This is a genomic window from Arthrobacter sp. TJ-265 (assembly GCF_058269135.1).
In genome coordinates this window covers 1,394,514-1,410,669 of sequence record NZ_JBZCND010000001.1, presented here as the reverse complement: position 1 = coordinate 1,410,669, position 16,156 = coordinate 1,394,514, and the positions used below count along the sequence as shown (strand labels likewise).

Annotated in this window: 18 protein-coding genes; 9 read left to right on the top strand and 9 right to left on the bottom strand. The window is 65.2% G+C overall.

The genetic code is table 11. From position 1 onward, the window contains the following. Positions 1–375: 375 nt before the first annotated feature. The 3 genes from AC4D2E_RS06790 to AC4D2E_RS06780 form a co-directional block, all read right to left on the bottom strand. Positions 376–1,422 (bottom strand): SRPBCC family protein, encoded by a 1,047-nt coding sequence (locus AC4D2E_RS06790; RefSeq protein WP_490952051.1) that lies wholly within the window; start codon positions 1,420–1,422, stop codon positions 376–378. Next, positions 1,419–1,664, bottom strand: a complete 246-nt coding sequence (locus AC4D2E_RS06785) for a hypothetical protein (protein ID WP_104164910.1) — start codon at positions 1,662–1,664, stop codon at positions 1,419–1,421. Before AC4D2E_RS06785 ends, AC4D2E_RS06790 begins: the two co-directional genes overlap by 4 nt. A gap of 155 nt (positions 1,665–1,819) precedes the next feature. Further along, positions 1,820–2,095, bottom strand: a complete 276-nt coding sequence (locus AC4D2E_RS06780; protein WP_490952050.1) for a hypothetical protein — start codon at positions 2,093–2,095, stop codon at positions 1,820–1,822. Positions 2,096–2,507: 412 nt separating this feature from the next. Here AC4D2E_RS06780 and AC4D2E_RS06775 point away from each other — a divergent pair, with 412 nt between their 5' ends. The 3 genes from AC4D2E_RS06775 (at position 2,508) to AC4D2E_RS06765 (ending at position 4,997) form a co-directional block, all read left to right on the top strand. Next, positions 2,508–2,708, top strand: coding sequence for a hypothetical protein (locus AC4D2E_RS06775; protein ID WP_490952049.1), 201 nt, complete (start codon positions 2,508–2,510; stop codon positions 2,706–2,708). Between the two features lie 694 nt (positions 2,709–3,402). Then, the gene (locus AC4D2E_RS06770) at positions 3,403–4,155 is read left to right on the top strand and encodes a DUF72 domain-containing protein (protein ID WP_490952048.1); all 753 of its coding nucleotides are present in this window, start codon (positions 3,403–3,405) and stop codon (positions 4,153–4,155) included. Between the two features lie 434 nt (positions 4,156–4,589). After that, the gene (locus AC4D2E_RS06765; RefSeq protein ID WP_104164914.1) at positions 4,590–4,997 is read left to right on the top strand and encodes a RidA family protein; all 408 of its coding nucleotides are present in this window, start codon (positions 4,590–4,592) and stop codon (positions 4,995–4,997) included. Positions 4,998–5,358: 361 nt separating this feature from the next. Here AC4D2E_RS06765 and AC4D2E_RS06760 read toward each other — a convergent pair whose 3' ends face one another. Further along, positions 5,359–6,588, bottom strand: coding sequence for a GGDEF domain-containing protein (locus AC4D2E_RS06760; protein ID WP_490909310.1), 1,230 nt, complete (start codon positions 6,586–6,588; stop codon positions 5,359–5,361). A 379-nt stretch (positions 6,589–6,967) separates the two neighbouring features. Between AC4D2E_RS06760 and AC4D2E_RS06755 the strand changes: the two genes are divergently transcribed. The 5 genes from AC4D2E_RS06755 to AC4D2E_RS06735 all read left to right on the top strand — a co-directional run bounded on the left by AC4D2E_RS06755 (position 6,968) and on the right by AC4D2E_RS06735 (position 9,334). Continuing rightward, positions 6,968–7,339 carry a DUF6226 family protein gene (locus tag AC4D2E_RS06755; RefSeq protein ID WP_490952047.1) on the top strand — a complete coding sequence of 124 codons (372 nt, stop codon included), beginning with the start codon at positions 6,968–6,970 and terminating at the stop codon, positions 7,337–7,339. An 85-nt stretch (positions 7,340–7,424) separates the two neighbouring features. After that, positions 7,425–7,802 (top strand): hypothetical protein, encoded by a 378-nt coding sequence (locus AC4D2E_RS06750; protein ID WP_490952046.1) that lies wholly within the window; start codon positions 7,425–7,427, stop codon positions 7,800–7,802. Between the two features lie 344 nt (positions 7,803–8,146). Beyond that, positions 8,147–8,275, top strand: a complete 129-nt coding sequence (locus tag AC4D2E_RS06745; protein ID WP_258069807.1) for a hypothetical protein — start codon at positions 8,147–8,149, stop codon at positions 8,273–8,275. Next, positions 8,226–8,981 carry a GAF and ANTAR domain-containing protein gene (locus AC4D2E_RS06740; protein ID WP_490909313.1) on the top strand — a complete coding sequence of 252 codons (756 nt, stop codon included), beginning with the start codon at positions 8,226–8,228 and terminating at the stop codon, positions 8,979–8,981. Before AC4D2E_RS06745 ends, AC4D2E_RS06740 begins: the two co-directional genes overlap by 50 nt. Before the next feature lie 68 nt (positions 8,982–9,049). Beyond that, complete coding sequence (locus AC4D2E_RS06735; RefSeq protein WP_490952045.1) at positions 9,050–9,334, top strand: hypothetical protein; 285 nt, start codon at positions 9,050–9,052, stop codon at positions 9,332–9,334. Between the two features lie 363 nt (positions 9,335–9,697). Here AC4D2E_RS06735 and AC4D2E_RS06730 read toward each other — a convergent pair whose 3' ends face one another. The 4 genes from AC4D2E_RS06730 to AC4D2E_RS06715 are packed head-to-tail and all read right to left on the bottom strand — an operon-like array spanning position 9,698 to position 13,609. Beyond that, positions 9,698–10,462 carry an SDR family NAD(P)-dependent oxidoreductase gene (locus tag AC4D2E_RS06730; protein ID WP_104164926.1) on the bottom strand — a complete coding sequence of 255 codons (765 nt, stop codon included), beginning with the start codon at positions 10,460–10,462 and terminating at the stop codon, positions 9,698–9,700. Further along, a complete protein-coding gene (locus tag AC4D2E_RS06725) occupies positions 10,446–11,180 on the bottom strand; it encodes a FadR/GntR family transcriptional regulator (RefSeq protein WP_490952044.1) in 735 nt (244 codons plus the stop codon). The genes AC4D2E_RS06730 and AC4D2E_RS06725 overlap by 17 nt, the downstream gene beginning before the upstream one ends. After that, entirely contained in the window at positions 11,158–12,138 is a 981-nt protein-coding gene (locus tag AC4D2E_RS06720) for an NAD(P)-dependent oxidoreductase (protein ID WP_490952334.1), read from the bottom strand. Before AC4D2E_RS06720 ends, AC4D2E_RS06725 begins: the two co-directional genes overlap by 23 nt. After that, entirely contained in the window at positions 12,131–13,609 is a 1,479-nt protein-coding gene (locus AC4D2E_RS06715; protein WP_490952043.1) for a four-carbon acid sugar kinase family protein, read from the bottom strand. Before AC4D2E_RS06715 ends, AC4D2E_RS06720 begins: the two co-directional genes overlap by 8 nt. Positions 13,610–13,756: 147 nt before the next feature. Here AC4D2E_RS06715 and AC4D2E_RS06710 point away from each other — a divergent pair, with 147 nt between their 5' ends. After that, complete coding sequence (locus tag AC4D2E_RS06710; protein WP_490952042.1) at positions 13,757–15,262, top strand: GntP family permease; 1,506 nt, start codon at positions 13,757–13,759, stop codon at positions 15,260–15,262. A 406-nt stretch (positions 15,263–15,668) separates the two neighbouring features. On the opposite strand, the gene AC4D2E_RS06705 is transcribed toward AC4D2E_RS06710, so the two are convergent. Continuing rightward, on the bottom strand, positions 15,669–16,007 hold the full coding sequence (locus tag AC4D2E_RS06705; RefSeq protein WP_104164933.1) for a histone-like nucleoid-structuring protein Lsr2: 339 nt from the start codon (positions 16,005–16,007) through the stop codon (positions 15,669–15,671). Positions 16,008–16,156 lie beyond the last annotated feature (149 nt).

The following is a 16,156-nucleotide window of genomic DNA, read 5'->3' as shown; positions in this document are numbered from 1 at the left end:
GTGGCCCCGCTCCGCATTAGATCACTGTCGGATCAGAGGTTCACGCCACAACGGCGCAGGAGGTTCACGCCGAGGTGGCGCTGGGTGCTGGGTGCTGAAGGACTATCGGTGGACCACTAGCGCGTGGTCCGGTTGCTGGCGGCGTTGGCCCCAGCGACTCACGCGGATCATCCGACTGGTGATGCACTTCTGGTGGATCCGAGCTGGGATCTGGACATGGATCTGGTAGATCCTATGGCCTCAGCCTTCCGGACGCTCCTCTCGGCTCCGGTGAGGGTGATCTGCTCGGCGCTGTGGTGCCACTGCTACCCGGGTATTCCTGATCGAGTGGTTGGACCTTGAATATTGTTTCGGGTCGGGATCGTGCCGGGGTGATCAGGTTCGGCGGAAGGTGCGGCTGATGGAGCCGCTGATCTGGGAGAGTCTGACCCAGATCAGGAAGCGTTGGAGGGGTCGCAGCCCTGGGCTGAGGAGGGATCGCCAGCCCCGGCGTCGGGCCCAGGTCATTGCGGTGCTCAGTTGCGTTCCGCCCGTGGTGGGCGTGAGGTCGAAGGACGTGATGATCGGCAGGCTCGTCGTGGAGTCCGGGTGTGTGAAGCGCCAGCTGATGTGTGTGTGCTGGTCCGCTCGGATGAGCTCGAGTGTCCTACGGCGGAACTTGTCGCTGACCTTGAGTGGTTTGCCGTTTGGGTGGGTTGTCTGCGCGTATGCCGTCCACACCCCGCCTACCTGCGCCCTCTGGTCGCCTGGTTCGGCGGTGGTGGTCGGTTCGGCAGCAGAGTCGGTGGTGTTGGTGGGACTTTCGACGGTATCGATGGCTGGTTCCCATTCGGGTATCCGAGCCGGGTCGGACAGGAGAGCCCAGACGTCCTCGACTGGTGCTGGTATGAAGGACTCGCTGACTCCGCTGAGCTTGCCTCGGTGAGGTGCACGGTCCTCTTCACCTGTCGTCACCATCGCCGGGTTGCGGGCGAGTTCAGTAAGGACCGCGGCCGGTGTCGTGTTGAGCCGCCGCAGCAGGTCCGCGATCAGCCCGCTGGGTTCATTCATCAGTTCGCGCAGAACTGCGGAAGCATCCGCGGTCCGGCCCTTCCTGCCGGCCCGACCAATGAGGTCCGAGGCGCGTTTGGACCACGCATACCCACCCGTCTCGTGGAAGACGATGTCCCCCGAGGGTGGCAGGTCGGCGGTGATTCCGAGGGACGCGATCTGGTCCTTCTGATGTTCCTCCACGGCGGCGCGAGCAGTATGCACGGTGATGCCCAGTTCGCGAAGGAGCTGGCCGGCGGGCTGGTCGTTGAGTACCAGGGCCAGGAACAGGTCCTCGAGGTCCGCTTCACGCAAGCCCCTCCGGGAGGCTTCCTCCATCGCGATCAACGAGAGGCTCTGGCTGGTCGTCGCATACCGGGTGAATCTACTCATGCTCGCCTCCTGGGGCCGAGGATCGAAGGATCAACGCGCCTGGCGTACTTTTTATGGACCGCCTGGCGGGTAACCCCGAGGGCATCCGCAATCACCTGCCAACTCATCCCGGCGCGCAGTGCGGCCTCTACCTGGCGAAGCTCCAGGGAGTCCGCCAGAACACGCAGGGACGCCACCGCCCGCAGACCAGCACGAGGATCAGAAGTATCCGCCGCGGTGACCGCAACGTGTGATGACTCCATGATGTCAACCTAAGTTGCTTCAACGAGCGTTGTCAACGCAGGTTGCGATCCTGGGCAATCATGAGTGCGGTGCGGACCGTTCACGGGGCGGTTCGGCTGCGGTCCTCGAAGCGCCCGTCTCTGTTGCTCGCTATGCCCTGTTGCCCGGTTTAGCGTTAGCGGCGGTTCCGTGTCCGGGCGTACCGGCGGGCGATGTCGTTCAGGGCGAGTGTGGCGATGATGATCGATACCGCGACGGCGGCCAGGCCGATGTAGAGCCCGGTGAGCATCGCCATCGGTGAACGCGCGTCGGCCAGGAATCCGATCCCGCCGATCGCTCCGGCCACCCAGAACATGGCGCCTGCGACGACCGCGATGATGGACGGCAGAGCGCCCCGGTTGTCCCTGAGCCAGTATGTTGGCCGCGCCTTTTCAATCCCCATGAGTGCCATGGTCCAAGTCTCCGGTGACACGATCACCAGGAGACCGACGGACACGTCCCGGAAGGGTCACGGTTCGTGCGGCCTACGGCAGATGTTCGGTACACCGATCCCCAGGTGGGGCGCCTCTCGCATGCCGGAAGGAAGCGGCAGCTCACCCACAGGTGACCGGCTTCGAGCTCCACCCTTCGGGCTCCACCGGCCCTCAGATGGATGACCGGCACGACGGGTGCTGCCGGTGCCACTCAGACCTGTCACAGACACCGGTCATCACCACAAACAACCGGAAGAAGACTTTTTACAGGGCATCCACCGGCGAGTGCTGCGCCCATTCGTGCTACATCGCGGTCACGACCGGTGCAAGACCTTACGACGGCGCCCGCCGAGACTGCCGACGGCGTTCGGAAGGGCCTACCCTCGGGACATGGAACCACCCTCCAAAGATCATCACCTGCAGGACCTGGGCAGCACCGACAGGACTGACCCGGCCGATTCCGGCCAGGTTCAGAACGATCCACCAGCCGACGCCGACCCGTCGCCCGAGACCCTGGCCGGGAACCTCGGGTTCGAGGGCTCGGCGGACAGCCCGACGGGTGATGACCGTTTTACAGGCGGCTCGCATTGACTTGAGACCGGGGCTGGGAGGGTATTCGGGCCAGAGTCACCGAGAATCTGGCGTTCGCGGAACCACGACCCACCCCGGGTGTCGGTGTGTGCGGTGAGGGATTCCGGTCCTCGCTCTCGGCTGTCTCCGCCGCACCGGTGGTTCCCACGACGGGACAGTTCGCTCCTGCCCCTTTGCGTCGAGGGGTACCTCGGAGACCAGTTCGATGAGCCCATTGAGGGTCCACGAGTGCTGTGCCACAGCGCTCAGGTGTCCCGTCGAATTGTCTCGCATCCCTACTGCTGTCATTTTGATGCCGCTCTCGTTCGCCGTGGCGATCGCCTTCACCTTCCCCGCTTCCTCGGGCTCCGCGAGGTCGTGCTTCTTGGCCGTCAGTCGCGAAAGGCACGACCATGACGGACGCTTCCGGCAGCCATCGCCCGCGCATCCTCGAGCAGAATCATGACGAAACTGTCAGCGGACGGCAACGCATCAGTTGCACTGGGTACACCGAACGCAACTGAGCAGATCGACTCGGGCGATGTTGCTCCAGGGTCCCTTACGGCTTTCGCAACAGAAGCGTTCGAGGGTCTACATACGATGCAATGTCGGGCCGCTGGCTCGTTCCTTTTGGGGATGTTGTCCGGGGCGTGGATGACGGCACCTGCTACGTCGCGATGGTGGGAGCGAAGGGCGCATCAGTAGTGTGGGGAAGGTGAGCGAAATCCGCATTGGCACCTCCGGCTGGAGTTATGACCACTGGAACGGCATCTGCTATCCGCAGGGAACCCCGCCGGCGAAGCGCTTGGACCATTACGCGGCACGCTTCGACACGGTGGAGCTGAACGCCAGTTTCTATCGCTGGCCGCGCGATACGACCTTCGCCGGGTGGCGGCGTCGCCTTCCCCCCGGGTTCGCGCTGTCCGTGAAGGCGCCCCGCGGGCTGACGCACGGGAAGAAATTGTACGCGCCGGAGGTCTGGATCGAGCGGGTCGCCCGCTGTTGGCATGAGCTGGGCGACCGTCGGGCCGTCCTGCTCGTCCAACTCCCGCCGGCGATGGAGCGCGATGACGCCCGCCTCGACTACTTCCTGTCCCGCGTGCCGGGGTGGATTCGTGTAGCGGTGGAGTTCCGCCATCCGAGCTGGGACGACGACGCCGTCTACGGCCTGCTCGGGCGCCACCAGGCCGCCTACTGCGTGATGAGCGGCGCCGGGCTGCCGTGCATCCTGAAGGCGACGGCGCCCTTCGTGTACGTACGGTTGCACGGACCGGACCATGAGCATCTCTATGCGGGTTCATACTCGGACGCGGACCTGCGCTGGTGGGCGGACCGGATCCTGGAGTGGCACGGCGACGGCCGGGACGCGTATGTGTACTTCAATAACGATGGCGGCGGCAACGCGGTGCGGAACGCGGAGACGCTACGGGCACTGGTCCGAGCAGGAGACCCGCCTACCGGCAGGTGACCCGCTCATCCAGTCGATTTCCCGTGCCACTCCGACGCAAGGATGACCTCAGGAATCCTCTCGCAGGCGTCCTCGTAGTGGCTTCTTGGAACAGATCCCGCTAACGAGCGTCGAAGAAGCTGATCCGACCGCTATCGGGGGCCACCTGCAGCTTCCCTTCGTCTCTCACCACTGGATAGGAAACCTTTCTCACTCGGTCGAGCGGGAGATGGCAGCACCTTAGGCGACATCGGGGTGGGTGCAGACGGGCGCGGTGGATTTTTTTCGGCTTCCGCCTGGCCGGAGAGTCGTTGGCGCGAAAGGTAATGCACATGTCGGCGAGTTCGATGGGGATGCTCCTCCCCGTCAGCGGAGGCCATATTGGCTGCAGGTTCAGAACAAGCTCGACGAAGTGGGAGGCTAGGGGTCATCCACATGACAAAAAGTAAAGCTCGATGGCTTCCGCTGTGACCCTGATCCGCTCGACCGCCCTTTCTGACAGGGTGCAGTACGCCTATGCGGCTACTGCACCAGCTGATGTGCGGCTGGTGTTCCTCGCAGGATCGTGTCCTCTCGATGAAGCCGGTGTCACGGTAGGCGAGGGTGACTATGCGGTGCAGGCGGCTAAGTGCATCGACAACCTGCTGGTGGCATTGGATGAGGCCGGCGCGACTCTCGAGGATGTGATCAGCACACGCGTCCTCGTGGCGACCACCGATCGCGCCGACCTGATGACCGCGTGGGGTGTTGTACGCGACAGGTTCGACGAACACGACGTGCCAAGCACGCTACTAGGCGTGACAGTTCTTGGGTACGAGCACCAGCTCGTAGAAATTGAAGCCGTAGCTGCCGTCCGTGACTGATGCATAGCGGCGCCCCTTGAAGCGATCCGCCGATGGGCACTCGGTCGGTGTCAGCTGATGGCTTGTTGAGCAAGGCGCAGAACATGGTCGGTCATGTCCGGGTCCGCGGGTTCGGCGGTGGAGAGAATCAGTGACGCCGCAAGAAGTCCGTTGACTGCTGTCACCCTCAGTGCACGCTGCCAGCGAGAGGACTGCGGCTACGATGACGCTCTTGTGCAGCCTGAAGATCTCGACGCCACGAACACTGAGTTAGCCAGGGTGCGGCAACCCTACCAGTGCGGACCCAGAGTGCTTGGGTGAGCGGTGCAGCGGCCGACCTTGTTTCGTGTTGCTCATGTAGGCCCGCGAGTTTCTTCCCTTTTCAGGGCTGGTCGGGCGATGGAGTGTTCGTGTGGGGGCCGGTCGTGGACCTGTCATCGAGGGACTGGGGGCGTTGGGGTGACCGGGCGCGTTCGTGGTGGGCGGGATGGGCTTGGAGCGCACGATCGCGTCCGGCGGTTTTCGCTTCGTAGAGCGCAGTATCAGCGGCAGCGATGGCGGTCTGCAGTCGGTCGGGTCCGGGTGGGAGGGCTGCTATCCCGTAGCTGATGGTCGGCAGGGGGAAGTCGAAGGCGGGTTGCATGGAGCGCAGGGTCCGGCTGATCTGGCCACTGACCAGTTCTCCGGTGTCCGGGGTTGCACCGGGCAGCAGGAGGATGAATTCTTCTCCGCCGTAGCGGCCGACCAGATCTGTTGACCGGATGGCGCGGGTGCACGCTGCCGCTGCGGCCTGGAGGACGGCATCTCCTGCAGGATGTCCGTAGGTGTCGTTGATCTGTTTGAAGTGGTCCATGTCGGCCAGGATCAGGGTGCACGGTGTGTCTCTGGAATGCGGCCGCCGGATCTCGGCGGTGGCGAGGTCGAGGAACCCGCGCCGGTTCAGAATCTGGGTGAGGTCGTCGTGGCTGGCCTGGGCTCTGAGGTCACGGAGGGCTTGTTCGGTGCTGAGCGTGGCCATGGTGAAGGACACGATGAGCAGCAGCACGATGGTGAACATGGTTGTCGGTACCGTGCCGAAGTAGGTGGTGAACGCGTAGGAGTCGGGCCCTGCCACCAGGAAAGTGATCCACCGGCCGAAATAGTAGAAGCCGAGAAGGCCAGAGGCTACGCCCAGCGGGCGTTGGGTCGTGGTGATGTCCGGCTTCAGCCGCCAGGTCTCGACGGAGGCCAGCGCGATGTAGAAGGTCATGAAGCCGAGCAGGAACCCTCCTGCGGACCACGTGTTCGTCGAGGGACTGTCGAGGGCGGACGCGAGGATCGTGATGATCGGCGGTGCAAGGATCAGCCAGCGCCGTGGAGGCAGTGCCCGCAGCACTCTCGCCCCGCCCCACACGCAGGCGGCTCCTGCGACGAGGAGCGCGTTGCCCGTGGGATTGGCCCACACCTGATGGTGTGTCCCGTCGAGCAGGTAGAGGGCCGTCCCGGTGAGGAAGCAGGCAATGGCCGCACACCACCACTTGCTGTAGGTCGATTGTTGCTGGCGGACACTGACTCCGTAGAACAGCACCAGCAGGGTCAACGCGATCAGCCCGAACGCGACCTGGAGGGTCACCACATCCAGTCTCACCCGACCTCCCGTGCTGTCAGGTCCACCACGACCCCACGAAAGTGATCCGGCCAAGGATCAGACAGGTGATCAGCGGGGCGATCGGGTCGCTGGTCGGGCATGGCTTCGGTGTCCTTTCCCCACTGATGGTGGGCATCAGTATTCCACTAGCCAGTTACCAGGGGTCGTGTGGGGAGCGCAGGGTCCACGTCCCGCACGGTTGCACCGACCTGCCGAGGAACAGGGTGAGATCTACGAGCCGACCATGCGGAAGTAGTGATCGGGGGCGGCCGATCGCTGTCTCAGCGGCCGTGTCCGAGTCAGGATCACTACGGACTTGGAAGGGAGTGCTTCGATCGAGTCTCAGCGACGTTAGCGTATGGCGATGAGTGAGTATCGACGCCCTCAGTTCCCGGTCGCAACCTACCTCGGCGAGCAGGGCGACGTGATCGACTACGGCAATCGGTGGAAAGACCTTCCTCCGGATGAGGCGTACTCGCGAGCGGAGGAGGACATCCTCGACGCAACCCGTATCGTGCCGAACGGTTCGGACGAAGCGCCTCTCACTTTTGTCCTCACTCCGTTCCCCGGCGTGTTCCTCCATGCCGGTTCACTCCACGATTTCCACTTTCCTGACTGCGGATGGGATGCCTGCGATGAGGACGTGGAGGCGGTTGCCACAGAACTGGAGTGGACCGTACGCACGGTGGTCTCCGGCGGGTACTCAGAACGTTTCGACCCATGGCCCGCGCGCTGAATTGAAGGATCGCTCACTGCTCGATTCCAGCGATACGAGTACGGGAGGGGTGCCCATATCCAAGCGAGTCAGTACCCTCTCGGGTATGACCGCTTGCTCCGTATTGCGTTGTCTGGAGTCGGGATCGACCTCGGTGACTTTGGCGCCCTACTCGGGCCGCGAAGTGCCGGTCTGCGCCGCGCACAAGACGAGGCTGGACGACGGCGCCCCCTGGATGGCCAATCCCGGTACGCCGACGGGAGCTTTGAGGGAGGCGGCTGGTTCCGTTGACGTCACGATTCTGATGGGCCAGGACCTCCCGGACGAGCCACGGGTGAAGGACCTTGGTCTGAGTCCGACCATCGGCAGCGAGATCGGTTTCTCGGTGAGCCTGGTCATCGTTACACCGGAGGGTGAGCAGCAGGTCACCTTCTGGCTGACCGAGGATCAGGGTAGGTTGCTTGGATCCTGGCTCAGCGAGTAGCACTGCGGTTCCCGCGGGTGGATCGTCGCCGGGACGACCTCCAGGCGATGTTTCTCAGTCTGCCGAGGGAACCCGTGCCTCGATCGTTCTGTAGGCGTAGCCGTCCTGATCGACGACCTCCCACTCGAAGTCGACAGTCTCTATCCAGAACTGGAGTTGACGCCGCAGTCCTGCTCTTCATCGGACAGGAACTACCCACCACACTTCGATATTCGAACCTTATCCTGCTGGTAGCGCACTCCTGGTAGGCAGCGCGGGGAACAGGCTCCGCGGGAAACTTCTCCCAGTGGTGCGGGTGCGGCTGTACAGTTCGTAGCAGATGTTGCGTGAGCGGGGATCTGTCCGTGAGCGGAACTATCGGGTTGAGCAGCCAGCCCCTTCCCGGCAGGGTGCGACCCCTGTGCAGGACAGTTGAGGCCCTCCATGAATACCTCCGCACCCTCCTCCTCATCGTCGTCCCCGCTCCCGCCTGAGTTGTTGGCGATTTTCGGGCGAACCAACGGTCACCTCCTCACAGAGCAGACCGCCCACAACGCGGTCGATGGCTTGGCCGAGATCGCCCGCGACATCATCGGCGCCGCCGAGGGCGCCGGCGTCAGCCTGATCAACACGGACGGCACCCGTATGAGCGTGGGCGCGACCGACCCGCGCGTGCTCGAAGCCGATGACCAGCAGTACGAGCTCGGCCAAGGACCCTGCATGAGCGCCTGGGTGTCGGGTGAGCCCGTGTACATCGCCGACACCCACACCGATCAGCGGTGGCAGGAGTGGACGACTGCGGTGGCACCGCTCGGTGTCCGCTCCTGCCTCAGCGTGCCCCTGCTGGACAAACCGACAGGCCTCGGGGCGATGAAGGTCTACTCGAACACCGTCGACGCGTTCTCGGGCAAGGACCGGCGGCTGCTGATCAACCTCGCCCGCTCCGCCGCGACCCTCCTCGACCATATCCAGGCCAGCGACACCCCCCAGCGGATCAGCAACGACGTCAAAGCGTCCCTGGCCGAACGGGACACCATCGGAGTCGCCCGCGGCATCCTGATGGAACGCCTTGGTGTGGACCGGCAGGCAGCCATGAACCACCTGATCGACCTCGCCACCGACGCGAACACCACCATCGGCTTCATGGCTGCCATCATCAGTGAACGTCAGGACGACACCGAGCCCACCCCTGATCCGTGATGTCCAAGCACACCCCTGAAGAACAACGACAGCGCACACTGCACGCCATCCACAGCAGTGGACTCGGGGTGCAGAGCGTATGGGTCCGCTACTTCTCGTTCACCGGGGACGTCGACGAGTTCGAGGTCGACGCCTACCTCAACGGGCTGATCACCCTGACACCCCTGGATCGGGACCTCGTGTCCCTTGCGGTCAACGAACTCATCGCCGAAAGACTCCCACCGACCGCCCCCTACAGCAACGACTCCGAGGACCCGGACGAACCGGATACTCTGGTCGCCCTGGATGTCCTCGATGACCGGGAGAACGGGAATGAGGACGGCGGAGGGCCGGGCGCATCGGGCAATACATAGAACGATACGCCGCGGTCGGCGTGAGGAATCGTTCCACCTCGCTTCGGCTACAGGGGCACCTCAGGGGTTCTGTCGCTATCGACTTCTCCCCGATGAACCAGCACGCGTTCGGTTCTCGCCCCGGACCCTGGCAGAGAACCGATTTTTGCCGTTCCACCAGGGGATTCCGTGCCATACACACCCAGTCACACCAATTCTGGCGTGCCTCGCCGACTTCCTGACAGGTTCTCGAACCTCGCACCGACGCGGCGAAAGAAGCACACCGCCACGCCTGCCAGGATGACCACGGCAACCGAACCGATCGTCGGGTAGCCCGGAGCACCACGAGGCGACTGCTCACATCCGCGCCGCCTCGCCGGAGGCTCAGGAGATCTGCAGGCCACCGTTGATGTCGTAGGTGGCGGCGGTGATGTATCCGGCGTCGGGTCCCACCAGGAAGCAGATCAGAGCGGCGATGTCGTCGACGGTACCCACCCGGCCCATCAGGATGTCCCTGGACATGTCCTGCTTGCGTTCCTCGGTGAGGGTGCCGCCCATGATATCGGTGTCCACCGGTCCGGGAGCGACGGCGTTGACGGTGATGCCGTGTTCGCCCATCTCACGCGCCAGCGCACGGGTGAAGCCGATGATGCCGGCCTTCGAGGCGCTGTAGGCCACCTTCGAGTAGGTGCCGCCGCCCCGCTGCGCCGAGATGGAGGAGATGCTGACCACGCGGCCGAGCTTGCGTTCGATCATGCCGTGCAGGACACGCTGCGTGACCAGGAACGTGCCGGTCATGTTGACCGCGAACACGCGGTCCCAGGCTTTCTTGGTCTCCTGCATGAACTCGGTGGGAGAACTGATCCCGGCAAGGTTCACCAGCGCGACGATGGGCGGCACCGAGGCTTCGACGGTGGTCAGTGCTGCATCGACCGACGCCTCGTCGGAGACATCGGCTGCAACGCCGACCGTCTGCACGCCGTGTCGCTGTGCGATCTCCGACGCGGCCTCTTCGGCCGCTGTGCCGTCGATGTCGAGGATCGCGATGGACCAGCCGTCGCGGGCCAGCCGGTCGGCCGTCGCGCGGCCGATGCCGCGGGCCGAGGCCGCACCGGTGAGGACTGCTGTGCGTTCAGTCGGAAAAGTCACGTGAGCTCCTGGTGTTGTTCTTCTGGTGGATGAAGTGTTCGTAGTCGTCGTACGTCTGGTTGATGTGGTCCTGCATCGCCTTGCGCGCCACCTCCGGGTTCCGGGTACGGATCGCCTCCAGCACCAGCGCGTGATGGGCGATGGCGTGTTGCTGCACCTCACGGAAGGACGAGGTCTCCCGCCGCATCGTGTACAGCAACTGGCTGAGCGGTCCGAGGATCACCGGCAGGAACGGGTTTGCCGAGGCCCTGAAGATCGCCTCATGGAACGCGATGTCCGTCGCGGTGACAGCGTCGAGGTCGTTCGCCTCGTGGGCCGCCTGCAGCCCGGCATTCGCTGCCTCCATCACGGCCAGGTCCTCGTCGGTAGCATGCATCGCGGCCAGCTCGGCGGCACCGGTCTCCACCATCCGCCGGATCTCCAGCAGACGCAGCGCGACATCGGGGGAATCGGCGGTGGTCGACGCGTACCTGAGGATGGCCTTCACATCGGTCCACTGGGCAGCAGGATTCACGTAGGTCCCGAGGCCCCGCTTGATCTGCACCACGTGCTGCGCCTGGAGCTGCTTGAGCGCCTCGCGCACCGTCAGCCGGCTGACATCGAGGAAAGCCGCGAGGTCGTTCTCCGGGGGGAGTGTCGCGCCGGGAGGGTATGTGCCGTCGATGATCTGTCCGAGGATGTCATCGAACACCGATTCAGCGAGCGGTTTCCGTGCCATCGGTGTCCTCTCCATCGGCGCCCGTTCCGGTGGCGTGCATTCCGATGGCGTCCACTGCGGCGGAACGCCGCTGTGGCGCGACCACCCTGATCACCGACGAATCGTCGGCGTTGCCCAGGCCCTGCGTCTGCCCGAGCAGGAACAGCTGCTCGGCCGCCGCAGCGACCGGCGCGGCAAGTCCTGCCGTCCGGGCTGCCTTCCCGACAATGCCGAGGTCCTTGACGAAGATGTCCAGCCGGCTCAGTACGTCGGCGTCGCCGTCGTATCCCTGCACCATGCGCGGTCCGCGGTTGGAGAGCATGAACGACGCCGCTGCTCCCGTCTCCAGTGCAGCCAGGGCCTGCAGCTGGTCCAGCCCGAGCGCGTCGGCAAGAGCCAGGGCTTCGGCGGCCGCGGCGATGTGTACGCCGCAGAGCAACTGGTTCACCGTCTTCATGGCCTGGCCGTCGCCGGCCTTGCCGCCCACGACCATCAATGTCGAGGCGAGCCGCTCGAGCACCGGACGGGCGGTGTCCAGGGCCGACGGATCGGCACCCACCACGATGAGCAGATCGCCTTCGCCGGCCCGCACCGGCCCGCCGGACAGCGGTGCGTCGACCAGCGCCACACCCAGGGCCCCGAGCCGCTCGGTCCAGGAAGCGACGGCGTCCATCCCCACGGTGCTGGTCATCACGACGACGGCGCCCGGTGCGAGGACGGGGGCCACCCCGTCGTCCCCGAAGAGGACACCCTCCACCTGGGCTGCGTCACGGACCGCAAGCAGGACGATCCCGGCGTCGATGACTGCGTCGGCGGCCGTCCTGGCGCAGGTCAGGCCGGTCTTCTCGGCCCTCTCCCGCGAGGACGGCATCGGGTCGTACCCGGTGACGGTGAACGCGCCGGCCAGCCGGGTCGCCATCGGCAGGCCCATCGCACCGAGGCCCAGGACGGCGACCTTCGTGTGTTCGGAATCAGACATCATGGGAGGCACCCGTCGTTGAGGCGGAACTCGTCGCGGGGGAGCGGAGGATCTCCACCACGTCGGCAAGGGAATCATCGGTGCCGACGTTGCCGGCGAAGACGACGAACGGGATCGAGCGCGCCGGGCCGTCGGCCGGTTGCCAGAGGGACACGATGCCCGGCAGCATCGGCCCGCGCACCAGCGCACGGCGGATCGACAGCCCGTGCGCGGCGACGTCGGAGGAGGTGATGCCGCCCTTGGCGATGACGAAGCGCACAGGAGCCGTGGCGATGGTGGACCGGACGACGTCGACCACTGCCCGCGAGATGGTGCGGGCGAACTCGAGGCTCTGCTCCGGATCGTCGGACCGGACCAGACGGCGGCTGGTGTGCAGGACGACCTCGCTGGTGGAGAGGCCTTCGACGACGGCCCGCACCGCCTCAACCACCGCTGTGTCCCGCTCTGCGGGATCGAGGACGGCTTCGACGTCGAGCTCCACGAGTCGGGCCTCGGGCCGCCGCGCCACCAGTGCGTCCAACTGCCGGGTGGTCAGTCCCACGTGCGAGCCCACCACGACCAGTCCACCCGAAGCGGGGGCGTCGTGGCCGGCGAAGACGTCCGCGGCCGTCAGTGGTGGGCGCTCGCGCTGGCCGATCCGTGCACGGACGAACGGCGGGCCCACCCGATAGAGCAGCTTCTTACCGCGACGTTCCGATTCCTCGAGGCCCAGGGCGAGTGCCCGGAGGTCGTCCTCGGTGACGGCGTCGACCACGATGGGGACGGCATCGGCTGCCCGGGCCAGGGCGTCGGCGATGCCCTCCGCACCGGAGCGGATGATCGACAGGTCGAGCCGGATGACGGCGTGGGCCGAACCGCCGGTCTTCTCGGCCACGTAGTCGCCCAGGTCCGACGACACGAACCCGAAGGTGGCATCCCGGGCGAATTCGGTGTCGGCGACGGGAACGACGGCGCCGTCGTCGCCCCGCAGGTAGTGGACCCCGCCGATGGTGATGCGGCCGGCGTCGGGAAAGGCCGGCACCATCACGACGCCGTCGGTCCCGGTGCCCGCGAGCGCCAGTAGAGTGGCGCCGATGACGTCGGTCTCGAGCGGGAAGTGGCCGCGGAGGGTCGAGTCGCTGCGGCTGACGAACCCGATGGTGACTCCCGCAGCCGTGGCGGCGGTGAGGGAGTTCGTGACGATCTCCCGATTGCGCGACGCCGTGGTTTCCGGGTCGAGGCTGCGGGTGTTGGTGAGGACGTACACCGCCGGTGCCGGTGCACCGTCGATGCGCTGGTCGAAGGCCCACGCGAAGTCGCTCGGCTCCCAGGAGGTGAGGACCGGCAGGTCGGCGACGGACTGCGTGCCGGTCGGGTCGTCGTCGAGAACTACCAGGATCCGCCCGGAGGCCTTGACGGCGGCGGCGATCACCGCCGGTTCGATGGCGCGGACGGTCGGGTAGCCGCTGAGCAACTCTTCTTCGAGTATCACTGATCCGCACTTTCGTCACCGGGTATCCGCCACAGAACACTTGTCAGATGTCATATGTCCAGTGCTAGTGTGACATTCAGCACAGTGCCCGTCAAAGTGCCGAGCAGGTCAGTGCTACCCACCTGAGAGGGCAACGAGGCTTGCTCAGTGACCGAGGAGCAGTACGTGGATATACAACTTCTTTTGGCGCTCGTCCTGGGTATCGCCACCATCATCGTGTTGGTGCTGAAGACCCGGCTTGATGCGTTCGTAGCACTCTTGATCGCGGCCCTGGTGACCGGCATGGTGGCCGGCCAGGCGCCGCTGGATATCGTTTCGTCGATCACGACGGGCTTCGGCAACACCCTGGCGTCGATCGGTATCGTGATCGGCCTGGGCGTCGGGATCGGCAAGATCCTCGAGGTCTCGGGGGCCGCCAATTCGTTGGCCTTGGCCTTCCTGAAGCTCTTCGGCAAAGGCCGCGAGCCGTGGGCACTGGGCAGTGTGGGCGCTCTGGTGTCCATCCCGGTGTTCTGTGACTCCGGCTACGTCATCATGAACCCCTTGGCCCGTTCGATCGCCCGGGTCAAACGCGCCGGCTACATCACCCTCGCGCTGGCCCTCGGCTGCGGCATGACGCTGACCCACCACATGGTGCCACCGACGCCCGGCCCGCTGGCCGTCGCCGGCATCCTCGGGGCCGACCTCGGAGCGTTGATCCTTGCGGGTCTCGTCTTCACGGTCCTGCTGTTGCCCATCGTGGTTTTCTACGCCAAGTGGATGGGGCCGAAGATCGAGCCATCCATGAACGAATCGGTCCGTGAGGCCGTCTACGGCACGGCTCACGCCAGGACCGAAGGCCGCGGCGGGACTGCTGTTGCGGAGCACGACGGCGGCGCCGGCGCTGGTGACGATACTCCGTCGATGGACGTCGACAACACCGCCCTCGGTACACCTCCCACGGGCGCCAAGCCTCACCGGGTCGGCGCTTTCGTTGCATCGCTGCCGTTGCTGGTCCCGTTGCTCCTGATCATCCTCAACACGGTCAGTGGTGCGATCGACCAGTCCAACCAGGGCGTCGTCGGCACGGGGGAGTACACCCCGTCGTCCTGGGCAATCCCACTGGCGTTCATCGGCAATCCGGTGGTTGCGCTGATCATCGGCGTCATCCTCGCCGTCTACGTCCTGCTGCCACGCTGGACTCCGCGCGCAAAGGTGCAGGGCTGGTTCGCCGAGGCAGCTGCCTCGGCCGGCCTGATTCTTCTCATCACCGGTGCAGGTGGTGCACTCGGCCAGGTGCTGCGTAGCTCGGGTGTGGGCGATGCCCTCGCAGAGGCCATTGCCGGTACTCCACTGCCGGCGTTCCTGGTGCCGTTCCTCATCGCCACCCTGGTCCGCATCGCTCAGGGCTCGGGCACAGTGGCCATGATCACTGCCGCATCGGTGACGGCGCCGCTGGTAAGTTCGCTCGGCATCGACCCCATCGTCGCGGCCCTGGCATGCACGGCAGGTTCGATGGTGTTCAGCTACTTCAACGATTCCTACTTCTGGGTCGTGACCCGCTTTGCCGGCCTTGACGGCGTCGCAGCGCTCAAGGGTTGGTCAGGCATCACGACGGCGGTGTGGGCCGGTTCGATCCCACTCCTGTTCATTGCCAACGCGATCCTCGGCTGATCCAACGGGATCCACCGACGGTGGCCGGGCGGCTCGGAGTTGTAACCGAGCCTCCCGGCCACTGCTGTTGGACGGGTCATCCGTCAGTACCCCGGCACCAACAGGGCGAACCGACTTCCACGAAGATCTCGCCACGTGACGGGAGGTCGATGCTGCACCCGTGCCGGCTCCTCGATGACTGCCCTCGAGCTCCCCGACGACGAGGACCTGTTCGGGCGCGGCCGGCCCGTCGAGTGCTGGCGGGACCTGCTGGAAGGCCACCAGGAGTAGCTGCAGCGCACCGAGCGGGAGATGGCGGCCGCCGTCGGACTCGTCCGCCACGAGGCGGATCTCGGCATGAATCGCATCCGCCCCATCGGCCGGGCCTCACCGTTCATCGGACTACGTGGAGCCGCCGGTAGGGGGTCTAGTGCGCTTCGTTATAGGCGTCGAGAATGGACTGGGTGATACGTCCCCGGGTGCTGGGGTTGTAGCCGTTGTCCTGTGCCCACTGGCGGATCTGCTGGGTGTCCTCACGCTTGGACCGGTTCGTGGACGCCCTGGACGTCGAAGCTTTCTGGCCCTTCCGGCCGGTCGCCTTGCGCGCCTTGTCCACGTACTCGGTGAGGGTTGAGCGGAATCTCTCCGCGTTGTCCGTGGTCAGGTCGATTTCGTACTCCGTGCCATCGACCCCAAAACGGACGGTTTCCTGGGCGATCTCCCCGTTGAGGTCATCGACCAGTTCGACCTGTACGCGCTGTGCCATTTTTTGTTTCTCCTGAAATCATCGAGATGAATTAGTGAACCTTATTCATCGACTCTATCGCAGCGCGAATATGTGGCGCACATCCTTGAATTACCTGAAAATCATCTGTGACTACTCGGATACGCGCGAGAAGTCACAGCAGGTGCTTG